The organism is Sphingomonas sp. (assembly GCA_019635535.1).
Lineage (GTDB): Bacteria > Pseudomonadota > Alphaproteobacteria > Sphingomonadales > Sphingomonadaceae > Allosphingosinicella.
This window is the reverse complement of the sequence record JAHBZH010000001.1, coordinates 1,703,313-1,719,595: the sequence shown is the minus strand read 5'-3', so window position 1 is coordinate 1,719,595 and position 16,283 is coordinate 1,703,313. Positions and strand designations below refer to the sequence as shown.

13 protein-coding genes and 2 tRNA genes are annotated in these 16,283 nt (G+C 67.7%); 9 read left to right on the top strand and 6 right to left on the bottom strand.

The window, feature by feature from the left end; genetic code table 11:
• Positions 1 to 35 precede the first annotated feature (35 nt).
• A complete protein-coding gene (locus KF780_08860) occupies positions 36 to 1,223 on the bottom strand; it encodes a hypothetical protein (GenBank protein MBX3561909.1) in 1,188 nt (395 codons plus the stop codon).
• Positions 1,224 to 1,351: 128 nt separating this feature from the next.
• Between KF780_08860 and KF780_08855 the strand changes: the two genes are divergently transcribed.
• Together KF780_08855 and KF780_08850 are read left to right on the top strand one after the other, a co-directional pair.
• Positions 1,352 to 2,071, top strand: coding sequence for an NYN domain-containing protein (locus tag KF780_08855; protein ID MBX3561908.1), 720 nt, complete (start codon positions 1,352 to 1,354; stop codon positions 2,069 to 2,071).
• Positions 2,072 to 2,073: 2 nt separating this feature from the next.
• On the top strand, positions 2,074 to 2,511 hold the full coding sequence (locus KF780_08850; GenBank protein MBX3561907.1) for a GNAT family N-acetyltransferase: 438 nt from the start codon (positions 2,074 to 2,076) through the stop codon (positions 2,509 to 2,511).
• On the opposite strand, the gene KF780_08845 is transcribed toward KF780_08850, so the two are convergent.
• Entirely contained in the window at positions 2,505 to 4,316 is a 1,812-nt protein-coding gene (locus KF780_08845; GenBank protein MBX3561906.1) for a gamma-glutamyltransferase family protein, read from the bottom strand. The genes KF780_08850 and KF780_08845 overlap by 7 nt on opposite strands.
• Before the next feature lie 125 nt (positions 4,317 to 4,441).
• On the opposite strand from KF780_08845, the gene KF780_08840 reads away from it, so the two are divergent.
• From KF780_08840 to KF780_08830, 3 genes are all read left to right on the top strand, one after another.
• Positions 4,442 to 4,690 (top strand): hypothetical protein, encoded by a 249-nt coding sequence (locus KF780_08840; protein ID MBX3561905.1) that lies wholly within the window; start codon positions 4,442 to 4,444, stop codon positions 4,688 to 4,690.
• Positions 4,690 to 5,103, top strand: a complete 414-nt coding sequence (locus KF780_08835; GenBank protein MBX3561904.1) for a PIN domain-containing protein — start codon at positions 4,690 to 4,692, stop codon at positions 5,101 to 5,103. The genes KF780_08840 and KF780_08835 overlap by 1 nt, the downstream gene beginning before the upstream one ends.
• 71 nt (positions 5,104 to 5,174) lie before the next feature.
• Positions 5,175 to 5,930, top strand: a complete 756-nt coding sequence (locus tag KF780_08830) for a hypothetical protein (GenBank protein MBX3561903.1) — start codon at positions 5,175 to 5,177, stop codon at positions 5,928 to 5,930.
• A gap of 7 nt (positions 5,931 to 5,937) precedes the next feature.
• On the opposite strand, the gene ettA is transcribed toward KF780_08830, so the two are convergent.
• Positions 5,938 to 7,611: an energy-dependent translational throttle protein EttA gene (gene ettA, locus KF780_08825; protein ID MBX3561902.1), complete on the bottom strand. Its 1,674-nt coding sequence runs from the start codon at positions 7,609 to 7,611 to the stop codon at positions 5,938 to 5,940.
• 103 nt (positions 7,612 to 7,714) lie between these two features.
• Here ettA and KF780_08820 point away from each other — a divergent pair, with 103 nt between their 5' ends.
• The 4 genes from KF780_08820 to KF780_08805 all read left to right on the top strand — a co-directional run bounded on the left by KF780_08820 (position 7,715) and on the right by KF780_08805 (position 11,910).
• On the top strand, positions 7,715 to 10,159 hold the full coding sequence (locus KF780_08820) for a S9 family peptidase (GenBank protein MBX3561901.1): 2,445 nt from the start codon (positions 7,715 to 7,717) through the stop codon (positions 10,157 to 10,159).
• A gap of 57 nt (positions 10,160 to 10,216) precedes the next feature.
• Complete coding sequence (locus KF780_08815) at positions 10,217 to 11,599, top strand: M20/M25/M40 family metallo-hydrolase (protein MBX3561900.1); 1,383 nt, start codon at positions 10,217 to 10,219, stop codon at positions 11,597 to 11,599.
• Positions 11,600 to 11,659: 60 nt separating this feature from the next.
• Positions 11,660 to 11,734, top strand: a tRNA-Ile gene (locus KF780_08810).
• 99 nt (positions 11,735 to 11,833) lie between these two features.
• Positions 11,834 to 11,910: transfer RNA gene (locus KF780_08805), tRNA-Pro, on the top strand.
• 12 nt (positions 11,911 to 11,922) lie between these two features.
• Here the strand turns inward: KF780_08805 and KF780_08800 are convergent.
• The 3 genes from KF780_08800 to KF780_08790 form a co-directional block, all read right to left on the bottom strand.
• Positions 11,923 to 13,557, bottom strand: a complete 1,635-nt coding sequence (locus tag KF780_08800) for a HAMP domain-containing histidine kinase (protein ID MBX3561899.1) — start codon at positions 13,555 to 13,557, stop codon at positions 11,923 to 11,925.
• A gap of 106 nt (positions 13,558 to 13,663) precedes the next feature.
• Positions 13,664 to 14,938: a hypothetical protein gene (locus KF780_08795; GenBank protein ID MBX3561898.1), complete on the bottom strand. Its 1,275-nt coding sequence runs from the start codon at positions 14,936 to 14,938 to the stop codon at positions 13,664 to 13,666.
• 58 nt (positions 14,939 to 14,996) lie between these two features.
• On the bottom strand, positions 14,997 to 16,214 hold the full coding sequence (locus tag KF780_08790; GenBank protein MBX3561897.1) for a hypothetical protein: 1,218 nt from the start codon (positions 16,212 to 16,214) through the stop codon (positions 14,997 to 14,999).
• Between the last annotated feature and the right edge of the window lie 69 nt (positions 16,215 to 16,283).

Sequence of the window (16,283 nt, the reverse complement as noted above, 5' to 3'; positions counted from 1 at the left end):
CGAAAATGTCTAGCGCGGACAGGGTTAAAGCGCTGCTAATCCTGAAGCGGTGCGGGAGGCTTGCGATGGGCCTCGCGCTGGACCCAGAAAAAGGTTCCGGCGGCATAGGCGAGCAGGGCGGCCAAGCCGGCATGCCAAGCGCCGAAAATGGCGAAGGGGAGCATCAGCCAGGTCATGCCAATTCGTTCCGCCAGCATCATGCTCCCGCGCGGGCTTCTTCCCTCCGTTTCGACCGATGCCGCGATCAGAAAGGCAAGCGTGACGAAAGCCAGCAGGATCATTCCCCAGCCATGCGTGGCGGCAAGCTGATAGGAGAGCGCGACGAGCGCTCCGCCGGACAAGGGCGACAGCACCGCCCGCCACCAGCTTTCCCGCGCGCCCGGCTGCATCCTGAGCCGCGCGAGTCTGAGCGCGATCCCTTCCAGCGGCGTCGAGAGCAGCAATGCGGCGAACCCGGTCCACAGCCAGCCCCAGCCGATCGCGGCGGCGCCCAGCCCGATCAGCGCGGCGCTCGCATATCCCGCCGCCGCCGATCGGACGGGTGCGCCCATGACGAGAAACGTGGCGCCGCGCTCCAGCGGTGCCAACATCCGCGCCGCCCAGCCGCCTTCGGTCGTCCGCGCGCCTTCCAGGATCTGCCGTTCGGCGACGGCGATATCGTCCATCGAATCCACGATCGCGACCGGCGCATCGGCGGCGAGATGCCTGGCATCGGCCTGCAGCACGCGGCGTAGCAGCGTCGATTGCAGATCCCAGTCGCGCAGCATCGCGGCGGTGTCGCGCAGCATCGCGCCATCCGTTGCCGCCAGCCCGCTCCAGCGCGAGCTGCCGTCGATCCGCTCGTAAAGCTCGCCGAACAGGCTGTCGGGCACGGTGAGAACCGCCGATCCCTCCCCCTCCGCCAGCCGCCGCAGCTGGCTGCCGTCGGCGATGGCGCCGTCCGCGATCAGCAGCAACCGGTCGTCGGGGTCGACAAGTTCCGCCGCCTCTTCCGCGCCGCGCGCGATCTCGACCGGCACGCGCTCGCGCCGCAGTCGGTCCAGCGCGGCCGCGAGGCCCGGCGGCATCCGTTCGACCAGTACGACGATCCGCGTCGCCCCAGCGGCATAAGCGAGCCGCGCCTGTCGTTCGACCACCGCTCGACCGGCCAGCGGCAGCGTCGCGCGAAGCACGCTTGGCTCGGCGGAGTCGTGATAGGCGGCGATCAGGGCGGCCAGGGCCAATATGAAATCCTCGTCAAGGGGACCGTCCTCCTACGATGTTTTCACGCCACATGCACCGTGCAGGCGGTCGGGCGAACTCGACTTGCCGCATGGCTATGCTATCGCTCGGCGCGACGCAGGAGTATCGGATGGCCGACGACAATTCGAACCGGGCGCGCAACGTCGCGCTGCTGATCGACGCGGACAATGCCTCGCCCGATTCGCTCGATCCGGTGCTGACCGTGCTGGCCGAGCTCGGCACGGTGAATGTGCGGCGCGCCTACGGGAACTGGCAGAAGCCCGCATTGAAGGGCTGGGCAGCGATGACGCACCGCCACGCGATCGAGCCGCAGCAGCAGTTCGACGTGACCAAGGGCAAGAGCGCGACCGACATGAAGATGGTGATCGACGCGATGGATCTTCTCTATCGCGGCCATGTGCAGGGCTTCGGCATCATGTCGAGCGACAGCGATTTCATGCCGCTGGCGATGCGCATCCGCCAGGACGGCGTACCGGTCTACGGTTTCGGCACCACCAAGACGCCGGAAAGCTTCCGCCAGGCCTGCACCCGCTTCATCGACGTCTCCGCCTTGCCGCGCGGCGAGCAACCGGCCGAGACGGCGGCGAACAAGCATAACGAGATCGACCCTGCCGTGGTCCAGGTGCTCGGCGAAGCCTGGCGCAACGCCAAGCGGGACGAGCGCGGCTTCGCCAGCCTTTCCGAAGTCGGCAAGCTGGCCGGCAACCGCTCCTCCTTCGACGCGCGCAGCTACGGCTTCTCGCGGCTGGCCGAGATGATCGAGGCCATCCCCAATTTCCAGGTCGAACGGCGCGAGGGCGGCGCCGCCTATGTGAAGCGGCTGCGCTGACCATGGTCGACATCGCGCCGTTGCGGGCGGACGACCGGGCCGAATGGGAGGCGCTGGCGCGCGGCTACAAGGACTTCTACGCCGATCCCATTCCGGACGAGGATTATGCGCGGACCTGGGCGTTGCTGATGGCGGGTGATAAGGTGCTTGGCCTCGGCGCGCGGATCGACGGGCGCATGGCGGGATTCACGCATTATCTCTTCCATCCGCACAGCTGGCGCGGCGAGACCTGCTATCTGCAGGACCTGTTCACCGCGCCGGACCAGCGTGGCAAGGGCGTGGCGCGGGCGCTGATCGACGCAGTCGGCACTGCCGCGCGCGAGCGGGGCGCGGCGGCCTGCTACTGGCTGACCAAGGAAGATAATCTGACGGCGCGCATGCTCTACGACCGGGTCGCGCGCTTCAAGGGCTTCCTGCGCTACGATTACCCGCTTCAGTAAGCGAGCGCGCAACCGTCCGCCCGCATCTCGCTGCCGGCGGCATAGACGCGCTCCGCGCCGCTCATCCGGTGCTCGACGCACTGATAGCGCCCGTAGCCGCCCTCGACGCCCACCGGCCAGCCTATGTCGGCCAGCGCCTGCCGCGTCGCCGCCGGCACGCCGGTTTCCAAATTGAGTCGCCCGAGCGGGCCGAGGCCGGGCGAATCCTCGCCCATCCGCTCCGACGACCCCTCATGGTGCCAGCGCGGGGAATCGCCCGCCGCCTGCACGTCGAGGCCGTAATCGACGCGGTTGACGATGATCTGCGCCTGCCCCTGCGGCTGCATGTCGCCGCCCATCACGCCGAAGGAGAGCCAGGGCGCGCCGTCCTTCGTCGCGAAGCCGGGGATGATCGTCTGGAAGGGGCGCTTGCCCGGCGCGTAGATGTTGGGATGCCCGTCCTGCAACGAGAAGAGCTGGCCCCGGTCCTGGAACATGAAGCCGAGCCCGTCGGCGACCAGACCGGAGCCCATGCCGCGGAAATTGGACTGGATCATCGACACCATCATGCCCCAGCGATCGGCGCAGGAGAAATAGGTGGTGTCGCCCCGGCCCGGCGCGTTGCCCGGCTGGACGTCCGGATTGATCCGGTTCGGGCTGATCAGCCGCGCGCGCTGGGCGGCATAGTCCTTGGACACCAGCCAGTCGAACGGCGTGTTCGCGAAATCCGGATCGGCATAATGACGCGCCCGGTCCTCATAGGCGAGGCGCTTGGCCTCGGCTTGGAGATGGATGGCGCGGGCCGACTGGAAGCCTTCGGCGCGCAGGTCGAAATGCTCGATCATGTTGAGCAGTTGCAGCGTCGCCGCGCCCTGCGTGTTGGCGCCGATCGCGTGGACGGTGACGCCGCGATAATCGGTGGTCAAAGGTTCGGACCATTGGGAGCGGTGCGCCGCCATGTCCTCGCGCGTCAGCCAGCCGCCGATGCGGCGGAAATAGGCGTCGATCGTGCGCGCGATCTCGCCGTCGTAAAAGGCGTCGCGACCGCCCTCGGCGATCAGCCGGTAGGTGTGCGCCAGTTGCGGATTGCGGAAAACCTGGCCGATCCCGGCCCCCTCGCCCCAGACGGCGCGGGCATTGTCGATCTCCTCGATCTCGCTCGACCGGCGGACGAAATTGGCCATGGCGCGGCGCAGGTAGAAGCTCACCACGTCGGGCACCGGCGCGCCTTCCTCGGCATGGGCGATGGCGGGCTGGAACAGGTCCACCCAGGGCAGCCGCCCATAGCGCTGATGCAGCGTCCACCAGCCGTCCACCGCGCCCGGCACAGAGACGGTGACCGCGCCATAAGGCGGCAGCGTCCCGTCGCTCCGCGCCCGGCCGCGCACTGTGTCGAGGCTGAGCCCGCGCGGCGAGCGGCCGGAGCCGGCGAGGCCCACGACCTTGCGCTCGCCCGGATCCCAAAGCAGCGCGTAGATGTCGCCGCCGATGCCGCAAGCGGTGGGCTCGAGCAGGCCGAGGCAGGCGTTGATCGCGATCGCCGCGTCCACCGCCGATCCGCCCGCCTTCAATATGTCGATCCCCGCCTGCGTCGCCAGCGGATGCGCCGTCCCCGCCGCGCCGCTGCGGCCATAGACCGCCGAGCGCGAGGCGAAGGTGGCCCCCAGCGGCCGGTCGCCGGCATGGACATCGGGACGCGCGAAGCTCTCCTCGCCCGCCGGCTGGTAGCGCGGCACCGATGCCGGACCGGACGCCTGCGCCCCCGCCTTCACGGCAAGCCCGGCCGCCGCCAAAGGCGCGGCGGCGATGAACGTGCGACGGCGCATGCGAATCTCCCCTGATGTCGGTTTGGCCGAACCCTAGACTCTGCCCGCCATTTGACAACCAAGGCCGGCGGCGGCGCGGCCTTCGTATCTTTGTGTTTCCGTGAAACTGTGATATTGTGAATCGCATGAAGAACGTCACCATCAGCCTCGACGACGAAACCCATCGCCGCGCCCGCATCCGCGCGGCGGAGCTCGGCACATCCCTGTCGGCGCTGGTACGGGAATTGCTAGTTGCGGAGGCCGAACGCAATGAAGAAGGACTTTCGGAGGCCGATGTCCGCGCACGGCTGAAAGAGTTGCGCAAGCAGGTGCCCGCCGGCTTCCGTGCCGCGGATCGCCTGTCGCGCGATGAGGTTCACGATCGTCGCCATTGATGCCGCGCCCGTTCCTCGACACCAATATCCTGCTCTATGCCATCGGCATTCATCCCGACGAGAAGCGCAAGCAGCGCATCGCCGAAAATTTGATCGCGCGGATGGACTGGTCCTGCTCGGTGCAGGTTTTGCAGGAATTCTTCGTCAATGCGACGCGCGGCGGCGCCCGCCGCGCGCTGACCGACGCGGCGATCTTCGATTATATCGATTTGCTCTGCCGCCGGCCGGTGCAGGATATGACGCTGGCGCTGTTCGTCGATGCCGTGGACATCCGCCGGCGCCACAAATTGTCCTACTGGGACAGCGCGATCATCGCCGCCGCCAAGGCACAGGGCTGCGACCTCCTTTATTCGGAGGATCTCAACCACGAACAGGTGGTGAACGGCGTTCGGATCGAGAATCCGTTCCTTTGAACGGCTATGATCACGCCATCCAGCCATTTTTGTTCTTGACATGTTCCATAGTCAGCCGTTGAATCGGTTGGGTGACGACTCGTGGCGAGGAAAAAATAGCTCTGGACTTGGTCAACGCTTTGCAGCGGGCCATGGCTCGAGCTATCGATTTGGTGACCAATGAACGGATGCATCATTTTCTCTGCATCCGCTCGATATATATGGCTTCGAATCTAGAGGGACTTTTCCTTCTGGCTTGGGCCGGGCCAGCGAAGACCTTGGATGACCATACTAAGAAGACTCTTCAAAAATGGTATGCAGACATCAAAACATACGAAGATGTTTCTTCTAGGGAACGCAAGCTCGATTTTGAAACCGTAAAGCGTCGTACGATCATTTGCTTAGCGGATTTGGCAGAAAACTACGTCGAAACACTGATAGCGACCTATAAGCGCTATCTCGATGACACAGGCGAAGTGACTCGTATTTTAAGTGGACGCAAGCCGAAGGATATTCGGGATCCACGAGACGTACGAAGGTCAGTGAGGAGTTGGGAGCGATCAATTCCAAACGAAAGGAGAGTCAAACGTTTTGAAGAGATGATACAATTCTACATGCCAAATTTCTCGATGCCGTCAGAGTGTGAGAGTGCTCTCGACGATCTCTTTAAAACAAGAAATGCCCTTACGCATGAATTGATCCTGATAGGAGACTTACACGATACTCGACACGTTTCAGCGACAGCAGCAGGTGTCCCGATAGACCAGATCGAAGCGTATTTTCGTGCAGTTGAAGAACTTATCATGTCATCTATGAAAGCTCTAAGAACCCGAAATAAGGCTGCTTAGCGTACCGCTACCGCGTCAGCTTTCGATACGTCACACGGTGCGGACGCTCCGCCTCGGGCCCCAACCGCCGAATCTTGTCTTCCTCATAAGCTTCGAAATTGCCTTCGAACCATTCGACGTGGCTGTCGCCCTCGAAGGCGAGGATGTGGGTCGCTAGGCGGTCGAGGAAGAAGCGGTCGTGACTGATGACCACGGCGCAGCCCGCGAAATTTTCGATCGCTTCCTCGAGCGCGCCCAGCGTTTCGACGTCGAGATCGTTGGTCGGCTCGTCGAGCAGCAGGACATTGCCGCCGCGCTTCAGCATCTTGGCGATGTTGACGCGGTTGCGCTCGCCGCCAGACAGCTTGCCGACATTCTTCTGCTGGTCCGGGCCCTTGAAGTTGAACGCACCGACATAGGCGCGGGTCGACTGGTCGTGGCCGTTGACCTTCATGTAATCGAGCCCGTCCGAAATCTCCTCCCAGACGTTGTTCTTGTCGTTGAGGTGATCGCGGCTCTGGTCGACATAGCCCAGGTGAACGGTGTGGCCGATATCGACGGTGCCGCTGTCGGGCTGCTCGACGCCGGTGATGATCTTGAACAGGGTCGATTTGCCGGCGCCGTTCGGGCCGATCACGCCGACGATGCCGCCGGGCGGCAGGGTGAAGGACAGATTGTCGAACAGCAATTTGTCGCCATAGGCCTTCGAGATGTTGTTCACCTCGATGACCTTGCCGCCGAGGCGCTCGGGCACCTGGATGACGATCTGCGCCTTGCCCGGCGTGCGGCTCTCCTGCGCTTCGACCAGCTCCTCGAACCGGGCGATACGGGCCTTGGACTTGGTCTGGCGGCCCCTGGCGCCCTGCCGAATCCATTCGAGCTCGTCCTTGATCGCCTTCTGGCGACCCGATTCCTCGCGGTCCTCCTGCTCGAGCCGCTTGGCCTTCTTCTCCAGATAGGTCGAATAATTGCCTTCGTAGGGGAAGTACTTTCCGCGATCGAGCTCGAGAATCCAGTCGACGACATTGTCGAGGAAATAGCGGTCGTGGGTGATCATCAGCACCGCGCCCGGATATTCCTTGAGATGACTCTCCAGCCACTGGACGCTCTCCGCGTCGAGATGGTTGGTCGGCTCGTCGAGCAGCAGGATCGACGGTTTCTGGATCAGCAGCCGGGTAAGCGCGATCCGGCGCTTCTCGCCGCCCGAAAGATTGGCGACGGACGCGTCCGACGGCGGACAGCGCAGCGCTTCCATCGCGAGCTCGAGCTGGTTGTCGAGCGTCCAGCCATCGACCGCGTCGATCTTGTCCTGAAGCTCGCTCATCTCAGCGCCGAGCGCATCGAAATCGGCGTCCGGCTCACACATCAATGCGCTGATCTCGTTGAAGCGCTCAACCATGTCGGCTGTCTCGCGCGCGCCGTCCCTGACATTCTCCAGCACGGTCTTGCTGGGATCGAGCTGCGGCTCCTGCGGGAGATAACCGACGGTGATGTTCTCGCCCGGCCAGGCCTCGCCGGTGAATTCCTTGTCGATCCCCGCCATGATCTTCATCAGCGTCGATTTGCCGGCGCCGTTGGGGCCGACGATGCCGATCTTCGCGCCCTGATAGAATTGCAGGTTGATGTTGTTCAGCACCGGCTTCGGGGCGCCGGGAAAGGTCTTGGTCATGTCCTTCATGACGAAGGCGTACTGGGCGGCCATGGGTCGCTGCTCTCCGAAAATGGTGATGTCGGCGGAATTGCGGCTTACCTAGTGCCCCGGCCCGGGATTGGCAAACCCGGTGGGGATCAATAGCGTTGCGATCATGAAACGGACCCTGCTCGCGCTCGCCGCGCTCGCCATCGCCTTTCCCGCCCATGCCCAGACCGAGGACGCCGCAGAACCCTATCGCGATCCGCCCGCGCCGATCGCGCAGATTCTCGACGCGCCGCCGACGCCGACCGCCTCGATCAGTCCGACGCGCGCCCATATCGCGCTGCTCGGCCGCTCAAATCTGCCGCCGATCGCCGAGCTGGCCGAGCCGCAGCTCCACCTCGCCGGCTACCGGATCAATCCGCGCAACAACGGCCCGGCGAACAGCCGGGTCGGCTGGCTGACCGCTTTGTCCTTCCAGGACCTTGCCACCCGCCAGACCCGCGACGTCGCTTTGCCCGCGAGCTTCCGCTTTCTGGCGCCGAGCTGGTCGCCGGACGGATCGCGCCTCGCCATGCTGCGCGGCGCGGAAGGCGGCCTCGAATTGTGGGTTGCCGAGGTCGCGACCGGCCGCGCGCGCCGGCTGACGGGGCCGCAGGTCAACGCCGCATTCGGCACCGGGATCGACTGGACGCCGGACAGCCGCGCCATCCTGGTCCGCCTCGTCCCGACCGGACGCGGTTCCGCCCCGGCGGACGCGACGGCGCCGTCGGGCCCGATCGTCCAGGAAAATGCCGGCCGCGCCGCGCCGGTGCGCACCTATCAGGACCTGCTCGCCAACCGGAATGATGAGGCGCTGTTCGATCATTATTTCACCAGCCAGCTCGCGCTTGTGCCGGTCGACGGCGGCCGCGCGCGCACGATCGGCGCGCCGGGGCTGGTGATGGGCGCGACGCTGTCGCCGGACGGACGGCACATCCTGCAGACCCGGGTGAAGCGACCCTTCTCCTATGTCGTGCCGGCGGCCCTGTTCCCGACCGAAATCTTCGTGACCGATCTCGACGGCCGCGTGACGCATCGCGTCGCGGACCTGCCGCTGCGCGACGACATCCCCACCCAGTTCGACGCGGTGGCGCCCGGCCCGCGCAACGTCCATTGGCGCGCCGACCGGCCGGCGACACTTGCCTGGGCCGAAGCGCAGGACGGCGGCGACATCCGCCGGGAGGCGGCGGTGCGCGACCGCATCTATACGCTCGACGCGCCGTTCACCGGAGCCCCGCAAATCCTCGCCAACCTCGCCGATCGCTATGCCGGCATCGCCTGGGGCCGGGACGATTTCGCGCTGATCTTCTCACGCTGGTGGAACGACCGGCGCGAGACGCGTCATGCCGCCGATCCCTCGCGGCCCGGCGAGCTGCGCCTGCTGCTCCAGCGCAATTTCCAGGACCGCTACAATGATCCCGGCGCGCCGGTGACGCGCCCAACGCCCACCGGCCACCGCGTGCTCCACTTCACGCCGGACGGCAGCGGCATCTTCCTCACCGCGCCCGGCGCGACCCGGGAAGGCGCCTTACCCTTCCTCGCCCGGATGAACCTCGGCAACGGCGAATCGCGCATCCTGTGGCGCAGCGAGATGCCCTGGCATGAATCGGTCGTCGCACTGGCCGACGAAAGTGGCGAACGCCTGCTGACGGCGCGCGAGAGCCGGACCGATCCGTCCAACCTTTTCCTGCGGACGATCGGCGGCGGCGAACCGATCCAGCTCACCCGCTTCCCCGATCCCGCGCCGCAATTCGCCGACGCGCAGCGCGAGCTGATCACTTACACCCGCGCCGACGGCGTGCAATTGAGCGGCACGCTTTATCTCCCCGCCGGCTATGACGCGGCGCGCGACGGGCCTTTGCCCTTGCTGATGTGGGCCTATCCCAACGAGTTCACCGACGCGGCCGTCGCCAGCCAGGTGGTCGACACCGCCAACCGCTTCGTGCGGCCGGGCGGCTCCAGCCATCTCTTCCTGCTCACCCAGGGCTATGCGATCCTCGACAATCCGACCATGCCGATCGTCGGCCGCGACGGCGCCGAGCCCAACGACACATATGTGGAGCAACTCGTCGCCTCGGCCCAGGCCGCAGCGGACGCCGTGGTGGCGCGCGGCGTCGCCAGCCGCGACCGGATCGCGGTCGGCGGCCACAGCTACGGCGCGTTCATGACCGCCAACCTGCTCGCCCACAGCGACATCTTCCGCACCGGCATCGCCCGCTCCGGCGCCTATAACCGCACGCTCACGCCCTTCGGCTTCCAGGCCGAGCAGCGCAGCTATTGGGAGGCGATCGAGACCTATACGGAGATGAGCCCCTTCACCCATGTCCGGCGGATCAACGAGCCGATCCTGCTCATCCACGGCGAGGCGGACGACAATACAGGCACCTACCCGGTCCAGACCGAACGCTTCTACGCGGCGCTCAAGGGCAATGGCGCCACGACCCGCTATGTCGTCCTGCCGCTGGAAGCGCACGGCTATCGGGCGCGAGAGTCGGTCGGCCACGCGCTATGGGAGATGAACCGCTGGCTGGACCTGCACCTGCGCGGCAGCGACGCGCCTTCGTCGGCGCCCTGACCGCCTTCGTCGGAGCGACCATTGGCAAGGGGCGGGCCACGTCCTAAGCCTTGCCACATGAAAAAGCTTCTTACGCTCGCGCTCGCCGCCACCCTCTCGCTCACGCCCGCCGCCGCCATCCCTCCGCCGCCCGCGCCCGATCCGGCCGCGACGCTGCGCGATCAGGCGTTGCGGGACGATCTCGCCTGGGAGCTCATGGAGGGGCTGACTACGGAGATCGGCCCGCGTCTCGCCGGTACCGAGGCCGAAGCGCGCGCGCGCGCGTGGGCGGTGGCGCGCCTCACCGCGCTCGGCTTTTCCAATGTCCGGGTCGAGCCGTTCGATCTGCCCGTCTGGGAGCGGGGCGAGGAACGGGCCGAGATCATCGCCCCCTTCCCGCAGCCGCTGGTGCTCGCCGCGCTCGGCAACAGTGCCGCCACGCCGCGCGGCGGTCTGGAGGCGCAGGTCGTCCGTTTCGACAGCCTCGCCGATCTGGAGGCCGCCCCGGACGCGATCGTGCAGGGACGGATCGTCTTCATCGATCACGACATGAGCCGCACCCAGGACGGATCGAGCTACGGCCAATATGGCCAGGCGCGCTTTCGCGGCCCCGCCGTCGCCTCCGCCAAGGGCGCGGTCGGCGCCGTCATCCGCTCGATCGGCACGGACAATCACCGCAATCCCCATGTCGGCGGCACCAACTGGCCCGAAGGCGTGCGCGCCATCCCCGCCGCCGCTTTGGCCAATCCGGACGCGGATCAGCTCGCGCGCATCTTCACGCGCGGCCAGCCGGTCCAGCTGCGCCTGACGCTGACGCCGCGCGAACGGCGGGGCCAGTCCGGCAATGTCGTCGCCGAAGTGCCGGGCAGCGATCCCGACGCCGGCGTGATCCTGATCGGCGGCCATCTCGACAGCTGGGATCTGGGCACCGGTGCCTTCGACAATGCGGCCGGCGTCGCCATCACCACCGCGGCCGCGCACCGGATCATGCGCTCCGGCCAGCCGCGCCGCACGATCCGCGTCGTCCTGTTCGGCGCGGAGGAGACCGGCGTGCATGGCGGCGCGGCCTATTTCGCGCGGCACAGCGCGGCGGGCGATGTCGTGCTGGTCGCCGAATCCGATTTCGGCGCGGACCGGGTCTGGCGCGCGCAGTTCAATCTGGCGCCCGCCAATGCCGCGCTTGCCGATCGCGTCGCCGCCCTGATCGCTCCGCTCGGCATCGTGCGCGGCCGCCAGCCCGCCGGCGCCGGCGCGGATCTCGGCGCCTGGGCGCGCGCCGGCTTCGCCGCCATCGACCTTTCTCCGGACGGCAGCCGCTATTTCGATTATCATCACACGCCGGACGACACGCTCGACAAGGTCGATCCCGAACAGCTGCGCCAGCAGGTCGCCGCCTGGACGGCGATGCTGGCCGCCGTCGCCAACGCGCCGGAAGCGATCGAGCACCCCGGCCCGCGCTGAAGACGGGCGTGGGCTGGCGTTGCGCTGCCCGCTCGGCTATCGCGGCGCCGGCTTCGGGACGGGCCTGTAGCTCAACGGTAGAGCCGGCCGCTCATAACGGCTTGGTTGCAGGTTCGAATCCTGCCGGGCCCACCAGAAGTTTCGATCGAAACGACACTTCGATCGAGGGAAGCGAAGGGCGCCCTTTCTGCTTCCTTCCTGCCCCGGGCCAAAGTACCACTTTGGTCCGATGATCGGGGAGTAGCGCAGCCTGGTAGCGCATCTGCTTTGGGAGCAGAGGGTCGCAGGTTCGAATCCTGTCTCCCCGACCATTTCACGCCGGATCAGGCGCCGCCTGCGCCTTCGGCATCGGCCGGCTCCTCGATCAGCGCCGGCAGATCGAGCGCAATGCGTGCCGCGCCGATGTCGAGCGCGCCGCCCACTGCTTCGGCAAGGTTGCGCACCAGCCTGAGCGCGAAACCGAGCCCCAGCACCGGCGCGGCCGGCCAGTCGCCATCGGGGCTGTAGCCGGGATCGAGCAGCTCGGTTTCCGCGATATCCGCGATCGCCCCGGGGCGATCGAGCGACAGGCGCAGCACGATCCGTTCCCCACGCGCGGCCGGCACCAGCGCCGTGGCGATCTCCTCGCCTTCTCTCGCCAGACCGATCGTGGCGGCGAGCAGGCGGGCGATCATCCGCTCGGCCGCAGCCGGGGCGACGGATGCGAGCGGCAGGTCCGGCGCGATGTCGAGCGCGAGGCGAGCGCTGCGGGCGGCGGCCACCCGTGCATAGGATTCATGCAGCCGGTTGAGCAACGCGGCGGCGTCGACGGCGCTGTCGTCGATGTCGAGCCGGTGCGATTCGATCCGCGCCGCCGTGTCGAGATCGTCCACCGCCGAAAGCAACCGTCGCGCCTGGCTCATGATATCGGCGGCACGACCGCGATAGCTGGTGGCGGCCGGGCCGAGATACTGGCCCTCGATCATTTCCGAAAAGCCGATGATGGCGTTCAGCGGCGTGCGCAGCTCATGAATGAGCTGGCGCAGCGCGTCGGCGGGAAAATGCGTGCCGAACACACCGCCGGCCGCCGGGCTGCTGGCGATCTCGTCCAGCCGGGGCCGTCGCGCGGTGCCGCGATAGCCCAAGAAGCTCCCGCGCGCGGGTTCGAAGAAGGGTACGCCCGAAATGCGCCAGTCGCCGGCCGCCGATCCCTCCCCCGCCACTCGGAAACGGGCGTCGCGGAACGGTGCGCGCTTCTCGAACGCACCTGCAGCCTGTCCGTCCACGCCATATTGGCCGGGACCGGCGATCGTTGCGATCGTCTGTCCGATCAGCGCACCGCGCGGTGCGCCGTCGATCCAGCGGATCGTGCCGTCGGCGGTCGATTCCCAGCGAAACTGGTCAATCGCGGCGGGGGATGCGGGAACGACGGGGGGCGGGGGCATCGCTTCCTTTTGACGCCGATAGGCTTCGATCCGCGCCACCAGTTCGCGAATCTGCGAATCGCCGCGGTCCTGGGCGGCGGGCGCCATCGCAATGCCACCTTCAAGCGCGAAATCGCTGGGGCCGAACGCGGCCAGTGCCTGGACGATTTCGGCGGGAAGATCCCGCCGATGGCGAAGCAGGGCGCGGGCGGGCGGCGCTAGCCTGGGCAGCAACGCCAGCCATTCGTCCGTCGTCAGCCGCGCGCCAGCGATCAGCGGCGCAGCGATGGCGGGGCTGTCCTCGGCGAAACAGGCGACCAGATCGGGCGCGACACGGCGGCCCGCAAGCGTTTCGGCGACGCGGCGGCGCAGGGCCGGATCGACCGCGCCACGCCGTTCACGCAGGAAAGCGAAGGCGCGCCGCGACAGCGTTTCTTCCGAATCGCCCTGCCCCTGCGCAAGCAGATCGACGAGCTGCCGCCAATGCGCCGCAATCCGGTCCGGCCGGTCGGCCGGCTGCGCCAGCACCGTCGCGATCCTGTCGTCGTAACGCATACCCCATCCGCTCTTGTCGGCCGTCATCGGAAGTAGCCGGACCGCGAGAGCGGGGGAAGAGCGCAATCCGGCCCGTCCCGATTTGCGACGGGCCGGGAAGCGCCGATCAGCCGGGGCGACGCTCCAGCCAGAGCAGCCAGAACGCGGCCAGCTCGGCCCGCGGACCGCTGATCGCCCGGAACGCCGCTTCGGCCTCGGCACGCTGCCCCGCTTGCGCCAGCGCGGCGCCGAGCCGGGTATTGATGAGATTGGCGTCCGCGCCCGACTTGCCCAGCGCGGCGCGATAGAGTTCGGCCGCTTCGGCAAACTGTCCGTAACTCGCGAGAGCGTCGGCAAGGCCCAGGACTGGGCGGACCTCGGCGCTGGCAAGCGCGGCGGCACGCTGGCCGGCGAGCCCCGCGCGATCTTCCGCGACGAGGCCGTTGGCACGCGTCAGCAACTCGGCATGCGGGCCGCCCGCAGGCAGCTTGCCACGCGCCACACCGTCGTCGAGCACCGCCTTCACTTCGCCCGGCAGGCCGGCGCGGCTGAGCTGATCGGCAAACTCGACATAATCGGCTTCGCTCTCCAGAGCGCCCACAACCCGCATCAGGCGGCGGGAATCCAGATCCAGCGCGCCGTCGATATTGCTGAGCTGGCGATAGATGAGCAAAGCATCGCGCCAATTGGTCGTGTTCGGATAGGCCCGCACGAGCTGACGCGACAGATCGATCGACTGTCGCGGCTGCCGCGCTTCATAGGCCGTCGCGAGCAGCCGGCGATACAGGTCCTCCGGCGCGGCCTGGCCGCTAGCGGTCGAGGCATCCAGCGCGCGCTGGAACAAGGCCTGCGCCTCGTCGCCACGGTTGAGCCGCAGCTTGACCTGGGCAAGCGTCGTGATCCGCTGGACATTGTTGGGATCGCTCGCGAGCAACCGCGTCAGCGGCGCTTCCGCCGCCGCCCAGTTCTGGGCCTGGATCGCAAGATCTGCCTGGACATTGAGCAAAGTGCCGATCTGCTCCGCCGGCGCCCCGCCGCTGGCGACCATCTGATCGACAGCCTGCGCCTGAAGCCGCGCGTCCTCCGCGCCACGCCCCGTGTTCAGCATGAGCTGGCCGACCAGATAGCGGTTCGCCGGGGATTCGGCGCCGGCCTGCGCGGCCGGGACCGCGGCGCGTGCCGCCGTCCAGTCCTGCGCCTGAACGGCTTGATACAGCGGCAGAATCGCCTCGTTTTCCGCGCGCGTCGTGTTGGGAAGCCGGGGCTGCCCCTGCGCCTTGCCGCGCTCTTGCTTTTCGCGGTCGCGCATCTTGAGGCCTTGAGCGTCGGCGGAGAACTGGACGAAGGCCCCAGCCGCGACAAGCGCGGCCGCGACTGCGATCGTGGTTTTCGGCATTTTCATTTGCGGCAATCTCCTTATGCGCGAAGCTACGCGCTGCGATCATTCCGGTTCCGTCCCATCATGCGGGCGGGCGGGCGAGCCAGGTGGTCCAGAAGCCCGCCAGCTCGGCACGCGGGCCGGTGATCGCGACCAGCGCGGCCTCGGCCTCGGCGCGCTGGCCGGCCAGCGCGAGCGCGGCGGCCAGGCGCGTGTTGACGAGATTCGGATCCCCACCGCCCTTCTGCAATGCGGCGCGATAGAGTTCGGCGGCCTCGGCATATTGGCCGAAGCCGTAATGCGCGTCGCCGGCGGCCAGCGCGGCGGCGCCGGTTTCGGCGGCCAGAGCCTGCGTGCGCGCGCGGGCGAGGCCGGCGCGCGCCTGGGTCGCGGTGCGCGTGGTGCTGGTGACGAGCTGACGCACCTGCGCCTCGCTGGCGTCGAGCATGGTGCGCGACACCGCCTCGTCGAGCAGCGCCTTCGCCTCGCCCGGCATGCCGGCACTGTCGAACGCCCGCACCGTCTCCAATATGTCGCGTTCGCCCGCGACACCGCCGCTGGCGCGCGCGAGGCGCCGAATGTCCAGCTCCAGCGCCGGATCGCCGGCGGCGAGCTGGCGATAGACGTACAGGGCATCGCGCCAGTTGGATCGGGTCGGATAGGCCGCGACCAGCCCGCGCGCGAGCGCGAGCGCCTGCGGCGCGAGCCGCCCGTCGAAGGCCAGCGCCAGGCCGCGCTGGTGCCAGCTTTCCGGCGCCGCCTGGCCGCCGGCCTGCTGCGCCTCGATCGCACGCTGGAACAAGGCCACCGCCGCCGCGCGATCGCCAATCCGCGCCTTGTATTGTGCATAATCGGCGATGGCCGCGGCATTGTTAGGCTGCAATTCGACGACCCGGGCAAGCAGCCGGTCCGTCCCCTGGAAATCGTTGGCGCTGTAGGTGCGGCTGGCCTGGGCGGCGAGCAGGCTGGCCAGCTCCGCGCCCTGCGGAACGCCGCTGGCGACCAGGGCGTCGATCGCCTGGTTCTGCATCTGCCCGTCGCCGCGCGTGCGGCCGATCTGGAACTGGTAATTGGCGACGGCATAACGTGCCGAGGCGCTCTGCGCGACGGCGCGCGCCGCGGCCAGAGCGGCGTCCTGCGCGGCCCGGTCGGCGCCGGCGGCAGCGGTCTGGAGCGCCTGGAGCGCGGCATTTTCCTGTTGCGTCACCGTGAACGCATGGCTCTGCGCATTGACGGCGGGCGGGACCAGCGCGGCGGAAGCGGCAAGCAGGGTGGCCAGCGCGATCCTCGAAACGGTCATCGGTGGGCTCTCCTCGAACAGTGCGTTTTCACCCGCGCGAATCCCCGCCGGACGCTTGCCTCGGGGGCC

Coding starts and splice junctions, on each gene's coding strand:
- KF780_08855 (MBX3561908.1), top strand. CDS start 1,352: ATGGCCGACGACAATTCGAACCGGGCGCGCAACGTCGCGCTGCTGATC.
- KF780_08850 (MBX3561907.1), top strand. CDS start 2,074: ATGGTCGACATCGCGCCGTTGCGGGCGGACGACCGGGCCGAATGGGAG.
- KF780_08845 (MBX3561906.1), bottom strand. CDS start 4,316: ATGCGCCGTCGCACGTTCATCGCCGCCGCGCCTTTGGCGGCGGCCGGG.
- KF780_08840 (MBX3561905.1), top strand. CDS start 4,442: ATGAAGAACGTCACCATCAGCCTCGACGACGAAACCCATCGCCGCGCC.
- KF780_08835 (MBX3561904.1), top strand. CDS start 4,690: ATGCCGCGCCCGTTCCTCGACACCAATATCCTGCTCTATGCCATCGGC.
- ettA (MBX3561902.1), bottom strand. CDS start 7,611: ATGGCCGCCCAGTACGCCTTCGTCATGAAGGACATGACCAAGACCTTT.
- KF780_08820 (MBX3561901.1), top strand. CDS start 7,715: ATGAAACGGACCCTGCTCGCGCTCGCCGCGCTCGCCATCGCCTTTCCC.
- KF780_08815 (MBX3561900.1), top strand. CDS start 10,217: ATGAAAAAGCTTCTTACGCTCGCGCTCGCCGCCACCCTCTCGCTCACG.
- KF780_08800 (MBX3561899.1), bottom strand. CDS start 13,557: ATGCGTTACGACGACAGGATCGCGACGGTGCTGGCGCAGCCGGCCGAC.
- KF780_08795 (MBX3561898.1), bottom strand. CDS start 14,938: ATGAAAATGCCGAAAACCACGATCGCAGTCGCGGCCGCGCTTGTCGCG.
- KF780_08790 (MBX3561897.1), bottom strand. CDS start 16,214: ATGACCGTTTCGAGGATCGCGCTGGCCACCCTGCTTGCCGCTTCCGCC.